This window comes from Roseofilum sp. SBFL, from assembly GCF_017746885.1.
In the GTDB taxonomy this organism is placed as follows: domain Bacteria; phylum Cyanobacteriota; class Cyanobacteriia; order Cyanobacteriales; family Desertifilaceae; genus Roseofilum.
This window is the reverse complement of record NZ_JAGHZH010000166.1, coordinates 9,735-29,880: the sequence shown is the minus strand read 5'-3', so window position 1 is coordinate 29,880 and position 20,146 is coordinate 9,735. Positions and strand designations below refer to the sequence as shown.

General features: G+C 46.3%; 15 protein-coding genes. 8 read left to right on the top strand and 7 right to left on the bottom strand.

Features of this window, described 5'->3' with window-relative positions; all coding sequences use genetic code 11:
• Positions 1-92 precede the first annotated feature (92 nt).
• Positions 93-1,820 (bottom strand): SulP family inorganic anion transporter, encoded by a 1,728-nt coding sequence (locus J7545_RS17940; protein ID WP_318700838.1) that lies wholly within the window; start codon positions 1,818-1,820, stop codon positions 93-95.
• A gap of 776 nt (positions 1,821-2,596) precedes the next feature.
• On the opposite strand from J7545_RS17940, the gene J7545_RS17935 reads away from it, so the two are divergent.
• From J7545_RS17935 to J7545_RS17910, 6 genes are all read left to right on the top strand, one after another.
• Entirely contained in the window at positions 2,597-3,721 is a 1,125-nt protein-coding gene (locus tag J7545_RS17935) for a sodium-dependent bicarbonate transport family permease (protein ID WP_318700837.1), read from the top strand.
• A gap of 201 nt (positions 3,722-3,922) precedes the next feature.
• The gene (locus J7545_RS17930) at positions 3,923-4,240 is read left to right on the top strand and encodes a P-II family nitrogen regulator (protein WP_318700836.1); all 318 of its coding nucleotides are present in this window, start codon (positions 3,923-3,925) and stop codon (positions 4,238-4,240) included.
• Positions 4,241-4,499: 259 nt separating this feature from the next.
• Positions 4,500-4,820 carry a hypothetical protein gene (locus tag J7545_RS17925; protein ID WP_318700835.1) on the top strand — a complete coding sequence of 107 codons (321 nt, stop codon included), beginning with the start codon at positions 4,500-4,502 and terminating at the stop codon, positions 4,818-4,820.
• Between the two features lie 88 nt (positions 4,821-4,908).
• Positions 4,909-5,706, top strand: coding sequence for a 30S ribosomal protein S2 (gene rpsB, locus J7545_RS17920; RefSeq protein ID WP_318700834.1), 798 nt, complete (start codon positions 4,909-4,911; stop codon positions 5,704-5,706).
• A gap of 515 nt (positions 5,707-6,221) precedes the next feature.
• Entirely contained in the window at positions 6,222-6,881 is a 660-nt protein-coding gene (gene tsf, locus J7545_RS17915) for a translation elongation factor Ts (protein WP_318700833.1), read from the top strand.
• A 139-nt stretch (positions 6,882-7,020) separates the two neighbouring features.
• Positions 7,021-8,064 (top strand): hypothetical protein, encoded by a 1,044-nt coding sequence (locus J7545_RS17910; RefSeq protein WP_318700832.1) that lies wholly within the window; start codon positions 7,021-7,023, stop codon positions 8,062-8,064.
• A 72-nt stretch (positions 8,065-8,136) separates the two neighbouring features.
• Here J7545_RS17910 and bchI read toward each other — a convergent pair whose 3' ends face one another.
• Complete coding sequence (bchI, locus tag J7545_RS17905; RefSeq protein ID WP_318700831.1) at positions 8,137-9,246, bottom strand: magnesium chelatase ATPase subunit I; 1,110 nt, start codon at positions 9,244-9,246, stop codon at positions 8,137-8,139.
• A gap of 176 nt (positions 9,247-9,422) precedes the next feature.
• Between bchI and J7545_RS17900 the strand changes: the two genes are divergently transcribed.
• Both J7545_RS17900 and J7545_RS17895 read left to right on the top strand, forming a co-directional pair.
• A complete protein-coding gene (locus J7545_RS17900; protein WP_318719939.1) occupies positions 9,423-9,677 on the top strand; it encodes a hypothetical protein in 255 nt (84 codons plus the stop codon).
• Positions 9,678-9,745: 68 nt separating this feature from the next.
• Positions 9,746-11,542, top strand: a complete 1,797-nt coding sequence (locus tag J7545_RS17895) for a DNA polymerase III subunit gamma/tau (protein ID WP_318700829.1) — start codon at positions 9,746-9,748, stop codon at positions 11,540-11,542.
• 32 nt (positions 11,543-11,574) lie between these two features.
• On the opposite strand, the gene J7545_RS17890 is transcribed toward J7545_RS17895, so the two are convergent.
• From J7545_RS17890 to J7545_RS17870, 5 genes are all read right to left on the bottom strand, one after another.
• Positions 11,575-12,144 (bottom strand): HD domain-containing protein, encoded by a 570-nt coding sequence (locus J7545_RS17890; protein ID WP_318719938.1) that lies wholly within the window; start codon positions 12,142-12,144, stop codon positions 11,575-11,577.
• A 110-nt stretch (positions 12,145-12,254) separates the two neighbouring features.
• Positions 12,255-13,388 (bottom strand): DUF58 domain-containing protein, encoded by a 1,134-nt coding sequence (locus tag J7545_RS17885; protein WP_318700826.1) that lies wholly within the window; start codon positions 13,386-13,388, stop codon positions 12,255-12,257.
• 176 nt (positions 13,389-13,564) lie between these two features.
• Complete coding sequence (locus tag J7545_RS17880) at positions 13,565-14,560, bottom strand: S1C family serine protease (protein ID WP_318700824.1); 996 nt, start codon at positions 14,558-14,560, stop codon at positions 13,565-13,567.
• A 114-nt stretch (positions 14,561-14,674) separates the two neighbouring features.
• Positions 14,675-15,463 (bottom strand): Uma2 family endonuclease, encoded by a 789-nt coding sequence (locus tag J7545_RS17875; RefSeq protein WP_318700823.1) that lies wholly within the window; start codon positions 15,461-15,463, stop codon positions 14,675-14,677.
• Between the two features lie 26 nt (positions 15,464-15,489).
• Complete coding sequence (locus J7545_RS17870; protein WP_318700822.1) at positions 15,490-19,932, bottom strand: hypothetical protein; 4,443 nt, start codon at positions 19,930-19,932, stop codon at positions 15,490-15,492.
• Positions 19,933-20,146 lie beyond the last annotated feature (214 nt).

The window sequence follows — 20,146 nt, the reverse complement described above, 5'->3', positions numbered from 1 at the left end:
GTCCTCTCCTCAATGAGAAGGCGATCGCCCAGAGAAAAACCTGACATTACCGAAGTAAATGGCAGGTTAATCGACCAACAGAGAAATTGAATTCAATTATTCATTGAAGAGTGAGATAAATCAGTAGAAGAGGGAACACTAGCAGCACCATTGGTTTGAGGCTCATATTGTTCATACTCCAGCAAGGCGATCGCCTGACGTAAAGCTTCTGTACGGTCTACAAACAAGTGATTGGGAGGCAATGCAGCTAATACACCCAACTTTTCTAACCGCCGTTTCACCTTACCCGAAGCACCCACAATCATCACCTGACGGCCTTCATCAAGAGCATCTTGAATCGCATTTTGAATCGCCAAAGAAGACGTAACCCCCATCACCGGCACATCCGTCAAATCAACAATCAGGATATCATGGTCTTCCATCGCCGTATGCTCGCGGGAAATCGCCTTAGCCACCCCAAAAATCATGGGCCCGCTTAAATGGAACAGCAGTACCCGATTATTTCCGCGATCGAGCAATTCTTTCTCTTCATCATTAAGCAAGATGGCATCATCAGCATCCGTAATCGTCTTCACATCATTAGACTGAAGTTCGCTTAACCGGTCAATCGTCAAGATATTGGCAATAAAGACCCCAACACCAACGGCTGTAATCAAGTCTACAAATACCGTTAATCCGATCACCCCGTACATAATTAGGGCTGCTTTCATCGAAACTTTATGAGCTTGTTTCAGGAAGCCCCAGTCAATAATATCAATCCCCACTTTCAGGGCAATCCCTGCCAAGACTGCCAAGGGAATATTTTGGGTTAATCCGCCAGCAAACAGAACAACACAAAGTAAAGCAACTGCACGAACTATGCCAGAGAGAGCCGTACGTCCTCCCGTTTGGATATTGATCACTGTTCCCATCGTTGCCCCAGCACCGGCAATTCCGCCGAATAAACCGGACATGATATTCCCCAATCCTTGACCAATTAATTCCTTATTAGAATCATGTTGAGTACGGGTTAAACTATCAGCCACCACAGAAGTTAACAGTGCATCAATACATCCAAGCATCCCTAGAACGAGAGCATCAACAAACATCGTTCTTAGAGCTTCAAACGTGAAAACAGGGAATTGCAAGCTAGGCAAACCACTTGGAATTTCACCAATCCGCCTTAAGTCTACACCTCCGAAGAGAGTAACCGAGACAATAGTTCCCACAACTAAAGCAATCAATTGGGGGGGGACTTTGCGCTTAATTTTTGATGGAGTTAAGAAGAGAATCGCTACAGTGAGCGCCGCTAAACCTAATTCTGTCGGTTGAATATTCGCCAATAAATCAGGTAGGGCTGTAATGGTTCCAACCACACCGCCTTTGGGACTATCCTGACCTAAGAAGGGCCCCAATTGCAGGATGATCATAATTAAACCAATCCCTGACATGAACCCAGAAATCACTGTATAGGGCATGAGAGTCACGTATTTTCCCAACTTCAGAACTCCAAAGAGAATCTGAAATACCCCAGCCATCATTACCACAGTAAAGGCCATGGCCATACCCTGCTCTTGACCATAGGAGGCCACTAGACTGGCAATAACGGCAGTCATAATGACGGTCATCGGCCCGGTAGGTTCGGAAATGAGGGTAGGCGTTCCCCCGAATAAAGCAGCGAACAAGCCAACCAAAACTGCACCATAGAGTCCAGCTTCAGCCCCTGCACCAGAGGCGACCCCGAAGGCCAGAGCCATCGGAAGGGCAATGACTGTGGCGGTTAAACCGCCAAAGATATCCCCCTGTAGGTTATTAAAATTGATCCTGTTAAAGACTTTCATTGTTGAACCGGTTTTCCTTGGTGGTAGAAAGTGTATATGAATATACGGAATATTTGTCTCCAGTCCTCGATCTTTAGTAGAGGATTATCTATAAAATTAATAAATATTTTAGGAGACTTTCTATTGTACTTGCATATTACCCTAAACTCTCCAATGGTAGGGTAGTCTGTTGATTTGAATTTCTAATATTTTATTCTAAAATGAATCGATTGACTAAATGTTGGGATCGCCAGGACTATCAATGATCCCGTTCTATAAATTGCCTCATTGGTGAGTCTTGGTAATAGCGACTAATCGATTGATCCGTATTATGGGGAAATGAACCTCAGAGGAAACAACTTCAATCTGTGAAAAGCAGTAAATCACTCAGTTTGTTAGCAAAAAATAATTCTCAGTATATAGACTGAATTAGAAAGCAGCTTGAGGATAATCAACGTCAAGTCGTTGACTGTTGACAGGTAGAAAAAGCAGATTTAGCCAGAAAAGATAAATATAACTTATCAATTAGATTTAAAAGTTAATTTTGCCAAATAAATACTTTCTTAAGTTTTTGCTATAGACTAATTGACGAGGACAAAATAAGTTGTATAGACAAAAATCTATGGATTACTTCATATACCTGAATGAAGTGGGCGATCGCTCACGTTAAAACAGATAGGTCTTGTCTTTTATAAAACTCAACTCATTCTCGAACAGGACTCACCACTGCTTAGTGAAATTGTTCGCTTGCCCGCCGTCCTGAATCCTATAAAATCTGATTAAGGAGGAATTAAAACGTGGATTTTTTATCCGATTTCTTGACGCTCTTTCTAGGGAAATTACAATCCCCGACCCTCGGCTTTTTGATCGGTGGTATGGTCGTTGCCGCCGTCAATAGCCGCCTCACTATTCCAGATCCGATCTATAAGTTCATCGTCTTCATGTTGCTGATCAAAGTCGGCCTGAGCGGTGGCATTGCTATCCGCAACGCCAATCTAGTAGAGATGTTGTTGCCCGCAGCGTTCGCCGCGATCATTGGTATCCTTATTGTCTTCATCGGGCGTTATACATTGGGCATACTGCCGAAGGTCAAAGTCGTGGATGCCATTGCGACCGCTGGCTTGTTCGGTGCCGTGAGTGGCTCTACCCTCGCCGCCGGTCTGACGATACTGGAATCGGAAAATCTGCAATACGAGCCTTGGGCCGCCGCACTCTATCCCTTCATGGACATCCCAGCGCTGGTGACAGCGATCGTTTTGGCCAGCATTTATACCAGTAAGCAAAAGCAGCGTCGTGATGCACAGGAGCAGCTCAATAAGCAGCCGGTTGCTGCAGGGGAGTATTCTAGTAGCGCAGGTGGTTATCCCAGCGACCAGGACATTGTTGCAAGTGGGTATCCTAAACCCGATACTGGAAGCGAGCGCGTCAAGATCTGGCCCATCATCCAAGAAAGTCTCCAGGGATCTGCCCTATCGGCACTGCTGCTCGGCCTCGCCCTAGGCATCCTAACCCGGCCGGAAAGTGTTTATGATAGCTTCTTCAATCCTGGTTTTCGCGGTCTGCTTTCAATACTAATGCTGGTAATGGGTATGGAGGCCACAGCAAGGATTGGTGAACTGCGTAAGGTCGGCCAGTGGTACGCCCTATATGCCTTTATTGCACCGCTCTTGCATGGGTTTATAGCCTTCGGTCTCGGCATGATTGCTCACTACATCACGGGATTCAGCCTTGGCGGGGTTGTGATCCTCGCGGTCATCGCAGCCTCTAGTTCAGACATCTCAGGGCCGCCCACATTACGAGCGGGTATCCCGTCGGCCAATCCCTCCGCCTATATCGGCTCGTCCACAGCCGTCGGTACGCCAGTTGCGCTGGCCTTGGGAATACCGCTCTTCATCAGTCTCGCCCAGGCGCTGGGTGGCTGAATCCCAGATGGGTTGAAGTCTGCCGCTTTGTCCGGCAGCAACTAACGGGGCGACTATGTTAATATCTGCGTCGTCTTCATTCAACAAGCGCACAGCCTTTATGTGTGAGCTAATCACTTCTTCGCCAGCGTCAATATTCCGCAGGCAAGAAACACAACGACCAAGTTCAATGACTACAAGCATTAGGAGGTAAAACAGATCATGACTCAGCAAGCAACCAAGCTCGTCATCGTCACGGAAAAGTTGCTAGAGAAAAAGGTCGCCAAGATCATCGATGCAGCCGGAGCCCCCGGTTATACGGTGGTGCCTGCTGGCGGTAAAGGCAGTCGCGGTGTGCGATCGCCCGGAAAACCTAGTGTCGGCGATGACTTCACGAATATCAAGTTTGAGGTACTGACCCCTAGTCGGGAAATGGCGGTGAAGATTGCAGATGAGGTTGCAGGGAGGTATTTTGACGATTTTTCGGGTATCTCCTATCTCTGTGATGTCATGGAGGTACTGCACGCGCACAAGTTCTGACTCAAGACTCTTTAGTGGTGCAGATCGCTGTGTCGTCCATGGTCAATGATCCGATCGTAAAAACGTCACCTTTGAGGAGTCCAGTCGAGAGTATTAGTCTTTCAGGAGTTTTCTGCACCACTAAGCTCATTTTGTTCTAAGTTATATCTTGACTCTAAGTTATATCAAGGAAAGCCCTTGGAGGTTGTACCCCATATTCTTGAGCGTGAATTGGTTATTGCTGAAGAGGATACAGCACTTTGCGCTGTTATGAGGGGCAGTGTTAAATCCTCAAAGCTATGTAGCAAAAGCCTATTCCCTATTCCCTAGCGCAAAGCGCTATATTTTGCAGATTCGGTTACTCAATGAACAAGGATGGCTGATTAATAGTTCCTTTTCTAATCAGAAATTGTATGGATGTGTGGCTCAGATCGATCCCAACATTACAGTGGAGCGCGATCGCCTCGGTGTTGTCTATCCCCATACTCCCGAAGGTATCCATCAGCTTTACCAAAATTTGACCTGTTTGCAGTGTCGCGCTGTACTTCAGGAATGGGTGGCGAATTCCCCTAAACTGTGGTTTAATAGTAAGGTTGTCTAAACACGCACATCTAGGAGGTTCGGGTGTTTCCTATATGGAAATCAATCCACCTAGATGGAGGATAAACCCGAAAGGAGAATTAAACCCTATGCCCGTTGTTTCACTTGCTCAGTTATTAGAATCTGGAGTTCATTTCGGACACCAAACCCGTCGCTGGAATCCCAAGATGTCCCAGTACATCTACACCTCCCGCAACGGAGTACACATCATCGATCTGGTACAAACCGCCCAGAAAATCGAAGAAGCCTATCAGTACATGCGTACCATGTCTGAACAAGGCAGAAAAGTCTTGTTTGTGGGAACTAAACGGCAAGCAGCCGGAATTATTGCCCAAGAAGCCTCTCGCTGTGGTGCATACTATATCAATCAGCGCTGGTTAGGTGGAATGCTCACCAACTGGGCAACCATTAAAAATCGGGTAGAACGCTTAAAAGAACTCGAACGCCTCGAAAATAGTGGTGCGTTGGATTTGCGCCCGAAAAAAGAAGCGTCCGTATTACGTCGGGAAATGGGTAAATTACAAAAATATCTCGGCGGCATTAAAACGATGCGTAAAGTGCCCGATATCGTAGTAGTAATTGACCAACGGCGCGAGTATAATGCTGTTCAGGAGTGCATTAAACTCAATATCCCGATTGTAGCCCTTCTAGATACGAACTGCGATCCCGATCCAGTCGATTATCCGATTCCTGCCAACGATGATGCTATTCGCTCGATTAAGCTAATTGTGGGTAAACTGGCAGATGCTATTTATGAAGGTCATCATGGTGAAGTTTATGTAGATGACCAAGAGGATACGGATTATCCAGATGCTGAAGAAGACTTCGATGATGAAGACTTTGATGAAGATGGAGAAGAAGAGGAGGAGGAGAGTAACGAAAGCTAGAAATCGCCTTGATAGGCTATCAAGGCCGGATCTTCAAAAGTTTGGGGGGAAAGCCCGTCCTTCTAGCACGGCTTTACAATATAATATGAAGTGGTCAATGACCCACCCGCGATGCAGACGTAACAGACAGCCTTTACGTGACGACATCTGGTTTTAACCAGTGGCGCACAGAGCTGCGGTAAATCGGGAAAAGAGGATGGGGTAATGGACGATCCAACCCTTGAATCAACTAACAACAAAGTTTTTTTGTTGAAGAATGACCCATAAAAACCGCAAAACTTGCGGGGATAGTCTGTGGAGCTTTCTGTAAGACTATAAACTCGTCAGTGGGTGGAGGCAGTTGCACTGAAACAGAAACCTAAAGCCTCCTGCGGAGGGTAGCTCTCACTAACGTGAGGTTTCCGCTCCGCGGGGATGAAATAAAGAATCACCGTGTCTTCAACCCGGTGAGGATGTCAAGAAAGAGTAAGCAGCCGTGCGTAAGCACTTTGGTGTAATCAAAAATCTGAATTAACATGGCAGAAATTTCAGCAAAACTGGTTAAAGAGCTACGGGAAAAAACGGGCGCTGGCATGATGGATTGCAAAAAAGCGCTCACAGAAAACGATGGCGATCTAGAAAAAGCCTCAGAATGGCTGCGGAAAAAAGGGATTGCTTCGGCTGGGAAAAAATCCTCTCGTGTTGCAGCAGAGGGTTTAGTAGATAGCTATATCCATACGGGTGGTCGAATTGGGGTTTTGGTAGAAGTCAACTGCGAAACCGATTTTGTGGCTCGTGGGGAAGCGTTCCAAACCCTGGTGCGCAATATTGCCATGCAAATCGCCGCTTGTCCGAATGTTGAATATGTCAGCATAGACCAAATTCCGGCGCAGATCGTCGAGAAAGAAAAAGCGATTGAGATGGAACGGGATGATTTAGCCAAGAAACCCGATAACATCAAGGAAAAAATCGTTGCTGGACGGATTGAAAAACGCCTGAAAGAGTTAACCTTACTGGATCAAGCTTATGTTAAAGACCAAGCAAAGACAGTTGGTGAATTGGTGACTGAGACGATCGCCCAGTTAGGTGAAAATATTCAGGTACGCCGCTTCGCTCGCTTTGTTTTGGGTGAAGGCATTGAGAAGGAAGAGAGCAACTTTGCTCAAGAAGTAGCGGCTCAAGCCAGTGGTAAATAAGGGATGCTAGGGGGGCAAATGGCCACCCTACCCCGTGAGCTAGTGGAAGTTTGCTAGCTTAGATAAGGGGCGTAGAGTTTACGCTCCTTTGCTATCTCCAGGTGGAATTGATAGAAAATCCTAGAGTAAATATAGAATTATGGCTAGACCCCTACAGCGAATCGAACGAGAGATCGAGGAGTTGGAAAGTGCGATCGCCTCTTTAGCAGAAGAATTTTATCAAGCCTATGGTCACTATACCCAATACTTAGGGCAAGCGGTACGCCATCAGTTAATTGTAGCCAGTTATCAGATTTGTACCCAAGGGTATCCTCACGAGTTTTTGGCACTCTCGTTAACCGGAAGACAGAAGTTACAGGAAAGGGTTAAATGTTTAGCCCAACAAGCAGAAGCGGAAATTCAGGAAATAGTCAGCCGCCCTCTAGAAACCCCTCTGGCTCTGCCCTCAGAAGAGGCAGAGGAGGAGGACGAGGAGGACGAGAACCCAGAAGAGCGTAACGAACCCTCCTTAGACTTAAAGGTAATGGAATCGGAGGAAGAATACCCCTTAATCAAGAATCCAGAAGCCTTAGCTCAATGGCAACAAAATATAGAAAAACAGATCTTCAAGCGATTAGAACACTTCTCCCATGAAGTGAATCAGCTCTTGAGAAAAGCCAATATTTTTACTGAAAATATACCTGAACCTTTGATAGAAGTGGCTAAACAGGCCATGGGCACTCAAGAGTCCCTCGCCCCTAGTCTACCGAATATTTTAAATCTAGTGATTGAGGCAGAAAACTTTCTCACTCCTAGAAGAAAAGGAGAGTTGAAGGGCCAGATTGAATTGCCAGAACGCTTACTCAAGCAATATGAAGACTCAATTCCTCCAGTGATTATTGGCTTACAGAAGGGAGACTACGATCCAGATGAGGAAGAAGATGACGATGAGGAAGAAGATGACGATCGCGATCCGATCGCCCTTTTACCCTTTTCTCTGCCCTTGAAAATCATGCTGATTAACCTGCGCCTATCGGATATTGAGTTTAGTGAGGCTAGGGTGACAAGCTACCGCAAGCAACTGCGTCATTTACAAGATCGCTTGTACTCTAGGGGACAAGACTATCAGCGGAAACAAAAAGAATGCGCGATCGCCCAAGCGGAATTTGCCTGGCGATCCAGTTGGGTTGAAGACCGAGAATAGGCTGTGGAGATAGGGAGATGAGGAGACGCGGGAACACGGATATAGGGCGAAAATTTTTCGCCCCTACAAGCTTTAAGCTTCGGGTTCAGCTAAACCAAACACCCGGCAAAAAACCTTTTGCACCTTATAGCCAGAATCAATCGATTCTAGGGGATCTTTGCGCAGACGGTGGCGCAAGCAGAGGGTAACCACTTGTTGAATATCCTCTAGAGTAACCTCTGTGCGTCCCTCAAATGCTGCCAACGCTTTAGCCGCACGGTTGGTGACAATATCCCCACGCAAACCATCCACATCTAATTCCGAACAGACTTGGGAAATTTGCACCCGCAATTCATAATCAATGTTGACAGAAGATAGGCGTTCTCTAGCTTCTACCAATCTTTGTTGCAGCGCTTCCTGTTCGGTTTGAGAGCGGTGTAAAAACTCCTGGGGATGACTATCAAATGCAGAGCGCTCTTCCACAATTTTCACCCGTAGATCTGGCTCTTTAACCGTGCGAATTTCCGCGTGCATTCCAAACCGGTCTAATAATTGGGGTCTGAGTTCCCCTTCTTCTGGGTTTCCGGAACCAACTAGCACAAACTGGGCTGGGTGGCGAATGGAAATGCCTTCGCGCTCTACTGTATTCCATCCACTGGCGGCAGAGTCGAGTAAGACATCGACTAAATGGTCATCAAGCAGATTTACCTCATCCACATATAAAATCCCCCGGTTAGCCTTCGCCAATAGTCCCGGTTCAAAGGCTTTTACCCCTTCAGAAAGGGCTTTTTCAATATCAATGGTTCCACATACCCGGTCTTCGGTTGCACCTAGGGGCAAATCCACCATCATCACTTTGCGGCGCGTAATGGGGAGATTTTCTTGGAGGCTCGCCCGTTGTCTGACTTCATCACTCATCAGTTCTTGATTGTGGGGATCGCTGTTAAAGGGGTCATCAGCGACGATTTCGATTTCGGGTAATAAATCGGCCAAAGCACGGATAGTGGTAGATTTACCCGTACCGCGATCGCCCATAATCATCACTCCCCCAATTTTCGGGTCAATCACATTGAGCAGCAAGGCGAGTTTCATCTCTTCCTGTCCCACAATTGCAGTAAAAGGGAAAACAGGACGGCTCTGCTGCACAGGAGATAAGGGGGTTTCACTGGTTGAGTTCTGCTCAGGGGCGAGGACTGAATTCATAAGGTTACTTAATCTATCGGTTGATTTGGATCGCATCAGGAGAGTATAAACTCTCTTTATTTATCTTCCCTGAAAAGGGCGCGGTTTTGAAGAGGATGGCAAAACTCAGGGCTACCGGCCGATCGCGGAACGATTGCGATAGAGTAGTTGTGACGCTATATTTGGTGTACCTAACCATGAATCCTCCCCTGATGCAGTCTGCCCTTCAGATCGCGACTAAAGTCTTGCCGGGCGATAAAGTGGAAATTCAAGTTCCCTCTGGTTATGAAGGCCAAGAGGGGGAGGTGTTGGTGTTCTTCCCTCTTCAATGTGATACTCCATTGACTATAGAAGAGAGAGTGGAAAAATGGTCAACTTTTGTGCAAGGTTTACCAAACAAGAGTGCCGATCTAACTGCTGAGGCTTTACATCAAGATAGCATGTATGATTAGGAGCTGAAGATTTATTCAACAATTCATGGGTTTACCTACTACCCATTACCGATTACCCATTACCGATTGTGACTTACGAACCGCTCCATCATAAATATCGACCCCAAACCTTTGCCCAGTTAGTGGGACAGGAGGCGATCGCGCAAACGCTCTCGAATGCCCTAAACCGGAATAAGATCGCCCCCGCATACCTGTTTGCGGGGCCGAGGGGAACGGGGAAAACCTCGAGTGCGCGGATTCTAGCCAAGTCTCTCAATTGTCTTCAGACCCAGGGGCCCACGGCTACTCCTTGCGGTGAGTGCGAGATTTGTGTCTCTATTACAAAAGGCTCTTCTTTGGATGTGATGGAACTCGATGCTGCGAGTCATACGGGGGTCGATAATATTCGGGAAATTATTGAGCGATCGCAGTTTGCACCGGTTCAATGTCGGTATAAAGTTTATGTAATTGATGAATGTCATATGCTGAGTACGGCGGCATTTAATTCATTGCTGAAAACCTTGGAAGAACCGCCAGACCGCGTTGTATTTGTTCTCGCGACCACCGATCCGCAACGGGTACTGCCGACGATTATTTCCCGGTGTCAACGGTTCGATTTTCGACGCATTCCCCTGGAGTCGATGGTGCATCACTTAAAAGATATTGCGAACAAAGAGGCGATCTCTATTACCGAGGAAGCAATAACTTTAGTGGCGCAAATTTCCCAAGGGGGACTCCGCGACGCGGAAAGTTTACTCGATCAACTGAGCTTATTAGTCGGTGCAGATGACGTAACCGAAGTGGGTGTAGAACAGGTTTGGGACTTAGTGGGGTCAGTACCAGAGCGCGATTTATTACAGTTGTTAGAGGCAATTAGCAAACCCAATCCGGCTGATATTCTCGACTTAACTAAAAATATCTTAGATCGGGGTCGAGAACCCCTAACTCTACTCCACAATTTAACTAGCTTTTATCGCGATTTACTGATTGCTAGAACCGCACCAAATCGGCAAGATTTAGTCGCTCTCACTGCTTCGACTTGGAAGCAATTGATCGAATTATCTCAACACTTCAGTTTGCCACAAATTTTAGCGGCTCAAACGCATCTTCAAGAGAGCGAAACTCAACTGAAAAATACCACCCAACCGCGACTCTGGTTAGAAGTCAGTTTATTAGGCCTACTCTCAGCCAACCAACCCCCCGTTCAACCCACTCCTGCATCCATCGTTAACCCTCCTGTTCCCAGTATTTCGGCTGCGCCAAAACCCGTCATTTCTCCAGGGCCAAAACCGGTTGATCCCCCCAAAAACAATTCTCAAGCCTTCCCAGCACAAAGCACCCAACCCGTAACTCCCGTTAATTCAGATAACTTAGAACAACTTTGGCAAACCGTCCTTGATAACCTAGACTTGCGAGGCACTAAACCTTTGTTTTCTATCAATTGTATTTTGTTGGAATTAAAAGAAAATATTGTTCTTATTGGGATCAAAAAAAGGGGGATGAAAGATTGTGTTGAAAATTCAAAACCCCAACTCAAAGAAGCGTTTGAGAAAACTTTTAATAAGACAGTTGAAGTCAAATTCAAGTTAGTAGTTGATGGCACAGAAAAAAAAATACCTCTTAATCCGCTCCCGCCAACTCCCAAAACGCCGATTGAGCCCGTGTCAGTTGCCCTGCAATCGCCAGCGCCTCCACCCGCACCGAATTTAGACCAGAAAAAACAACAGGAAAAACAGAACGTCAGACAAGCGGCTGAACAATTTGCCCACTTTTTTGGGGGAGAAGTGATTGATATTCCAGACAAAATATCCTTACATCAACCGGAAAATTTTGAGCATAACTCTTCCCCTTCAGAATCAGAAGAAGAAGAAGAGCATCCTTTTTAAAAGAAAAGGGTAATAGGGTACAAGTGTTTTGCCTATTCTCTATGCCCTAACCGTGTCATTTCATTCACAACTCGCGCAAGTTCTTGGACGATGGGCGTATTTTCAGCTTGTTGGAAAGCTTCGACTAAGGATTGATAGTACCATCGGGTTCCTGATTTTCCGCCTTTGAATCTGTCCCAGATGCTCTCTCCCACTTGGCGATAGTCTTTGACAATGGAGCGAGCATTATAGAGTTTATCTGCAGCACAGACGAGGCGAACGGAAGCAGAAGCTTGGGGAAGGTGGGCAAGATACGCTTCCTTGCGTTCCCTCCAAGGAGGTTTGGGGATGGTGTAAGCGTCTGTGCATCCTTCGACTATGGCAGTTACCGTTTCTCCAAATTGTTCTCGAATGCGATCGCGGGTGGCTTCTCCTCCTTGATCTTCTATGGCATCATGCAATAGGGCGGCGATCGCCTCATCTTCAGTTGCACCATATTCTAGGGCAATGCTGGCAACTCCCAGAAGATGGGCAATATACGGAACTCCTGAAGCTTTACGGATTTGGGTTTGGTGCAGTTGGTGCGCCAAGATGAGGGCATCTTCAAAGCGTTTAGAAAGCATGATTGGGTAATAGGTAATGGGTAATAGGGAATAGGACATATCCGTGTCCATGCTCCTTTCAACTCCGCTCAGGGAGAGCTTTTCTCGCGTCTCCATGTTCCACAATTCCCTCAAAGAGGCTGTTGCAATTGGGACTCTAGGGGGCGATCTCCTACAATTTGTAAACCCTTAAAATCCTCTTTAAGGCTACCCGACCAATCTTCTGGGGGCCAAAAGACCCAACGACTGCCGATAGGGAGTTGCTTGAGGCGATCGCTATTTTGAGTGAGTACAATTAAGGGTAAATTGGGTAAATTACGCGCCTGTTCGCCAAAGGTAGTTCCCGCAAGGCTCTCTAAGACGACTTGATAACCTTGAATAAGTCCCGTATACGCGGTCCAGAGTTTAACATTCATTTGCCGCCGGGAGGCATGAAAATAGAGAGAAGCCGCAGCAATAACGGCTTGTTCAAAGGTTTCTGGATGCCAAGCAAACTCCGTATCGAGGGCAATCACCACATCGTCACCACCAGCCATAATTTCCAATTCTCTCACCCTTAAGTCCCCATAGCGGGCGCTGGTACGCCAGTGAATTAGCCTTAAGGGATCTCCAGTGCGATAAGGGCGCAAGGAGCGAGTCAGACCTTCTGTGGCATTTTGTACCCCCTGATGGTCGCGTTTAAATTTGGGGCTTTGGTCTTGTCCTAGGTCATCAATCAGGGGACAAGTTCGCAGGGGCAACACTTGGGGATAAACAATCGCCGTAGCAGGGGCTTCTCGGCGACGGCGACACCAAAATAACCCCAAAGGGGCGGCTGTTCTAAGCTGTAGGGTACTCCAACGATAAATTCCTCTTTTTTGGGTCGGTCGATCGTAAATCCACTTGTAGGCGCTGTGAGCGGGGATATGGGCGATCGCTGTGGTTTGGGGAGGACTGAGGACAAAGGGCAGTACGTCTTGAACTTGGAGCAGGGTTTTGGCTTGGTTGGTGCAATTTTCGATATCAAGTTCAATAGTGAGACGATCTCCAGCGCTGATGGGGCGAATGCGACGGCGATGGATCTTTAGGCCGCGTAGCGATCGCACGGGTAAAATAGCAGCCATAAATAGCAGAGCGGCGATAATACCACTCATCACATATAACCATCCCACCATGGTATTGGTCGCTGCCCCAAAGAAAAAGACCATCAGAGCACCCAGCAACCATCCAGCATAGGCTGGGTTTACCCATTTTCTCTCTAACCAATCGGCGATCGCCCGTATCACGCTCTTACTCCTGAATCATTTCCCCCTTATCCTTTATAGCGCTTCTGGAGATGGGGAGACACGGGGATGGGGAGACACGGGGATGGGGAGACACGGAGATGAGGGGAGACGGGGATACAGCTCCAGAAAACTGTAAAACGGTTTTCCCTATTGCCTATTGCCTATTGCCTATTGCTCTAAAACTCAACCAAGACTTCGGCAATTCTCCGATTGCGTCGCACGGTGAGCAACATGGAGCGGGGACGGGTTTCAAGAAAGCCGATCAGGTCATTAACTCCTCGCAAACGACGGTGATTAATCGCTAACAGACGATCGCCAGGTCGAAAACCAATATCTGCGGCTAAAGAACCCCGTTCTACTTCTAATACAATTAAATCCTGATCGACAGTTACGCCTAAACGGGGACGATCGGAAAAGCGATCGCGACTATTACCGTTATCTGGAGGATAATTCGGATTGCGTCGAGCCACACTATCATCCGGAAAGCCAGGATCGCGTTGATTGCCATTGGCGACAATAAACTCGCGGGCAATGGAGGCATTGGTGGCAAAGCCGATACCGCTATTGGTTCCATCTCGACTTAAAATAGCTTTATTGACTCCTATGAGTTCCCCACGGGAGTTGAGTAGGGGACCGCCTGAATTACCGGGATTAAGCGCTGCATCGGTTTGTAGGTCTCTGTTTTCTGGGTCGATGCGACTGAGGATACCTGTGGTAATGGTTCCGGAAAGGCCAAAAGGACTACCAATAGCATAAACTTGTTGACCGACTTGTACGCCTTGGCGATTGGCGATCGGGATAGTGGGTAGGGTATCGTTGGTTTGCAGATAAACTAAGGCTAGATCGTTGCGGCGATCGACTGCAATGACATAACCCTGATATCGTTGTCCTTGGGCTGTTCTCACCTCCACTCTTCCCCGTCTCGCTTCAGAAACCACATGCTCATTGGTCAACACTAAACCATCGGAGCGGACAATACTCCCAGAACCTGAACCTCGTCCAGCTTTAATTGTCACTACAGCAGGACTTGCTTGGCGATAAACTTGAATCCGCGTTTGTTCTTCGCTACTAAACTGAGCCAGTATGGATGCTTCGGGTAGACTCAGTGCGGGTGGGGTGAATATCAATCCCGCTGCTAGGGTGGACAGGAATAAAGTTTTTGGTTGAATCATGGTTCTTTACCCAGAGTTGGCAATCCTTCTTTAATGGATGACACACGATGGTGCTGATAGTTTCCTAATAGTCTGCGTCAGATGTTCTCTGAATTAGCGATCGCCGTTTAGAAACTACGACAATAAAGAATCGGGATCGATATTTAATTGTCGTAGTTTCTCACGGAGTTGTTGTAAATCTGATTCTGCACTCTCTGCTCTTTGCTGTTGGCGATCGCATTCCGATTCTGCACTCTCTGCTCTTTGTTGTTGCTTTTCCTTATCCTGACGCTCCCTTTCTAGCTCTAGTTCTGCACTCTTTACTTTCTCTTCTGGAGTCGGATAACGATTTCCCTTTTCATCATACCAATAGAGCCATTCTCTGGTTATTCCTTGATTCGTCCCTCGCTCTCTACCGATCCCTAAATTCAGTTGGGATAACCATATGGGTTCCCCAGACAATAATTGATATTTACCCCCTTTAAGTTGATAAACTTCCAATCTCTGTTGCTCTGTCGGCAAGGGATTATAGATTACATAGTAGAGAACGCCCAGTTGGGCATATTTTTGTTTTTTCTCGGCATATTCTCCCCTTTGGGTTTTCGAGACTACCTCTAACACTAGAGTGGGAACTTGTCTCTCTTTCCAGAGAACATAAGATAAGCGTAAACCTTCATCAATAATTCTGGGGACACCAATACTCAAAAATCCATCAGGGACAATTGCCGGTTGGTTTGGATCGGTGTAAACTCCCATATCTACACCAAAAAACCAATCCATGCGCTCTGACCAAATTGATGCCAGCATCGCTTTGAGTAGAGTCGGAATTAAATCTTGCAGTTCATTATCCACAGGAGTATCGTCTGAGTCGGGCAAATCCTCCGCCGAGGGGTAGTAATCTCTAGGATGGTATTGGAGGTGCATAAGTCGATCAGGATTTTCTCTTTATTTTATCTTCCTTTGAATTTGAAGCACAGTTGATGTTCGGCAATATTGAGGAATAATTGGGCTGGATCGCCGGGTTCTAAGCGTCCTTCGTAGCTAGCATTAAAGCAACTAAAGATGAGGGGTTCATTGCCAGAACCTTTCATAGACATGGTTTTGAACAATAGGCTAGAGTTGATTAAATCGACCCGCAGGCGATCGCCACTGAGAATATCGGCAATTAACACTTGTTTGACCATTGGAGTAACCTTAATCACGAGATTTTTAATGGGGAACCACAGTACTCCATGGCTAATTTGCTTCACTTCTACCTCTTTGGGTAAGCCTAAAATTTCGACCTGGTCAATATTCTGCTCGTTAGTCATCGGCTTATCTAAAGAGCGTTCAACCGATTGATTTGCAGGAGCTGTATTAGTAACTTCTGGAACAGGAGGGAGATTTTTCTGCTGGGGCTGGGGAGGGGAAGGACGGTGTTGGGGAGCAGAGGGAGGAGTTGCTGATACCGTATCTAGGGGGATTTTCCAACTGCGGGATTTTTGTGCTAGTTCCGAGCGAATACGGATCAGGCGGTTGGTTTTGCCCTTGGTGGTGTAATAGTCTTCCTGTTTTTTCTTGGTGGCTAACCAGCGCGTGCGGGCAAGCTGTTGGGTGTTGGTGGGATAATTGCCCTCGCAGAAGGTTTGATAAAAGTCTAGGGTAACTCCCAAACCGCCGATTTTTTCCAGGGCAATGCCCACCTGTTCCATCAACAGATAATTTTGCCAGTTGGATTGACCCAGGAACTGGTCTTTAATTAAATATTCGTAGCGTTGGCGATCGGGAATTGAGAGGCGATTGGGATGCAAATTAGAATGGGCTAATTCATAAATCACTACCGCCAAAACTTGAGTTTTTTCGACAAGATCGGTTAACCGTTCGCGAGTGCATTGTTCAAAAACTTCCGGTAATTCTGGCCAAGATTCCCGACGGATTAAATATTGTAGCCATAGGGGTAAAACTTGGCGCTGTTCTCTGGGATCGGAAATCTGGTCAAAACAGCGCTTTAGGGCTTCAGTATCGTCTAAATACAGATAAGCCATAAAGGCATGATAGTAAGAGTTCTGATTTTCTAAAATAGGAGCAATATAACGTAACCAGGCGGGGTCTTTGGGAGATCCTGCTTCATTCCAAGCCTGATAAATGAGATGTTCGAGATCGGAATGACTCTTGGTTGGGGTCGATCCTCTAGCACTTGAAGCCAGTTTCAGATATTCTAAGCCTTCGGGAAGTCCAACTAATTGGGATTTGGCAAGATAATATTCCCGTTGTTCAGTTGCTTGAGCAGAGGTGAAACAATCTACGGCTTCTTGATACGCTTTTCCGCGATAGAAGCAAAGTCCGGCTGAAGTGAGTAGACCTGGATATCCAGCATCTGATAAAGCTTGCAGAACTTCACCGACATTGTACCAAATGGCGGGTTGTAAGGTACTTTCGTCGTTAATTTCTTCGATGTTTTGCTGATAGGTTTTGATTGCCGTTGCCCATTGGGGACTAAAACGATGTTGCTCTAAAATTTGGGTCTGATTATGGTGATAAACTTGTAATGCCTGGGTGAGGGTTTGTATGGCTTCCTGGTCAAATTCTGAGACCATGAAGTTAATCAGAGGTTGTTCGAGGCTATGGCGATCGCTAAGTTCCGGGCGATCGGCCACATCCTGATACCATTGATATAGGTCAGCCCAACAGGAGCCTTGCCAAAAACAATCCCAAGCTTCTTCTTCTTCTCCCAGTTGCCAAAATTCTGACCCAGCTCTTTGATACTGTTGTTCAAATTTGAGCGCCCAAGCTTCACAAAGATGTCCTTCTTCTAAATTACCAATGGTTCGATAATATTGTTTGGCTCGCCGTAATAGTTTGGGATCTTGGGCGTTTAAGCCTTCGGTTTTAAGGGTGAGAGCAACGGAGAGTAAATCATCTTCTTGCAAATTCTTCGCACTTTCATCCGTTCCGGTTTGCAAAAATTGTATCCGTTGTTGCCAGTCCTGGAGATTTTTCACTCGTCCCCAATGGGTTTCTACGTGATGAGGATCGTTGATCTGATCCCATAGGGTGCGATCGCCCCAGGGAGTATCGACGACAAATAAGCGTTCAATGGCGCGACTAGCTGCCACATAGAGCTTATTAAAGAAGTATTCCACTTCAATGCTCAATTCGGGGCGATCGGCTTCTAGGAGCGTCCAAAACCGGTGATGACAGGCTTCCCCAAATTTATACAAAATCACCCGCTTAAATTCGAGTCCTTTGGCGGCGATCGCACTGAGGACATTTTTGGGCGGCTCCCCATCACTCCACCCTTCAATCACTTCAGATAAGACTTCATCCTCTTGGATATAGGCAATTTCTCCCCCTTCTTCACAGGGAATAATGATAATTGTATTTTGGATATATTCCTTGAATACTTCCCGGGGTAAATTGTCTTCTAAAATAAATTTTTCCGGTAATAGTTGTCCTTGCTTCCAGACTCTTTGAGGCTTTAGATCTCGGTGATTAAACAAGAGATAGCGCCAGAATTGAATCAAGTTATTGAATTTTACAATCGGAGCGTATGAACGGTAGTTACATTCTAATTCTTGGAAATTCATTTCTAACCCCAATTGACGGGTGGGATCGAGTTGAATCACCACTTCACTATAAAATGCGGCCTTAAAACTATCCCAGCGAAATCCCGTTGGATTCAGGGTTTGAAACGGATCGCCTGCAAACACAAAGGGAAAGTTTTCTAGGGTTTGATATCCCAGATCGTAGCGAGAAAAAATAGAGAGTCTTAAAATTAATTGTAGCTCAATACGGGTAAAATCCTGGGATTCATCACAGAAAATGGCGGTATAGCGGGCTAAATCCAAGGGCAGTTGCAAGACCTGTTTAATTAAGTCCTGATCGTCCCAGTATCCAGATTCTTGTGCTTTTCTCTGATACCAATTTTGCCAAAGGGTATAAATATCCTTAAACTCTTGAATGGGAACGGTTCTTTCCTTGCGTGGGACTTCAAACTCGTAGTCCTCTAAGGTCATCTCTTCTAAGCTATATCCCTTAATGAACGTGCGAATGACATGCCAACACCGTTCGGGCGAGTAATGGTGGGCGGTGGGAAGGGGACAGTGCTGATATAAGACCTTGAATTGATGGAAGGAAATATAGCGGTCTAAGGCAAATTTTTCGGTATATTCTGGGGGCAAAAGGTTAAGCAAAAAACGCTGGAAAGGTTTAAAAAAATGCCGGATATTAGGAATCGGATCGTTGCTGGTTTGTTGGGAAACAAAGCGATGATGAAATTTTAGTAATTTTTGGACTCGGTCTTTGGCAACCTCTAGCAGACGCTCATTGTAGGTTAAAAATAGGGGATTGCCAGGTAAGAGGCGATCGCCATAATAATAGAATTTGCGATAGCAATAGTCGGCAAACAGATAAAAGAGGAGCGTTGATTTACCACTCCCAGCTTGTCCGTTTAAGAACAAGGGAAGAGCGTGATTGCCCGGTGTTGAGACAAAGTTTAAGAGGCTCTCCTCTTCCGCAGACAGGGCTAAATTCACCTTTGGGGAACCCTCAAGGATCAGCCAATCCTCATGGGCGAGTAAATAATTGGGATAGGCTCGGCGAGCTAAGGCAGTAATGGAATTGAGGTTGAAATGGCCGTTCAGATAATTGACAGTTTGATTGTAGAGATAGGTGCGATCGCCAATAGCACTGATTTCCTCGGGCGTGGGATAATGGGAAAAGGGACACAGTAGAAACAGAATCGACGACGATTGATCCCCACAGACAATCCGACTAAAGAGAATATAGCGATCGCCTGCTCCATAAAGCAACACTCCCGGCCACTCAGTCGTCTGTTCCGTCGATTGGGGACTCTGAATCACTTCGACTAATTGGGTATACTGGGAAGCGTGCGATCGCATCGCTGCACTACTTAACTCCCCAAACCAAATTTCACTCTCATAAATTAACGCACCCTGGTTTTCCCGTTTCCATCCTGGAGGTTCTAACCAGGGTAATAAATCCGGGTTTTCCTGTACCAATGGCCGTACCCGATGGGGAACCAACTCTAAATTGTGTTGACCCAATAGCCAATTCTCCAATTCCCCAGGTTGAATCTGAAGATCGAGATACTGCTGGCCAAACCCTTCCCGGTCTCTAAGAAAATGTTCATAGTCTTTTGCTCCCCGCTTGAGGATATCAAGCAACACCAAAACATCCTCCCCCGCACTTTCTCCCTGCACCCGTACCATGCGAGCAATCAAGCGATAATTATGGTCAACCTTGCGCTTGAGATAAGGATACAGGCGCTTGAAATGAGCTTGGGCTTGATCGACACTCTGAGGCAACAGTTCATCACAGAATCGATTAATGTGGGTCTCCAGATTATGCTGCTTGGCTTTGTGCTTAACTTGATCTGTGCGATAAACGTACATGAACTTAATTGGGTTCAGAGAGTAGGAATAGTTTAAATTCTAGTGGATCGTTAATTCCCCTGTCGTTACCCTGATAGGAAGATACTCAGGACAAGCAGCGAGTCGGCAGTGGGGAGTAAGAACAACCTAAGATTAAATCTAATCTTTGATTTTTATGTGATTCAGATCACCAATATTTGGTGCTTCATACCCTTATAATTAAGAAATATTCTCA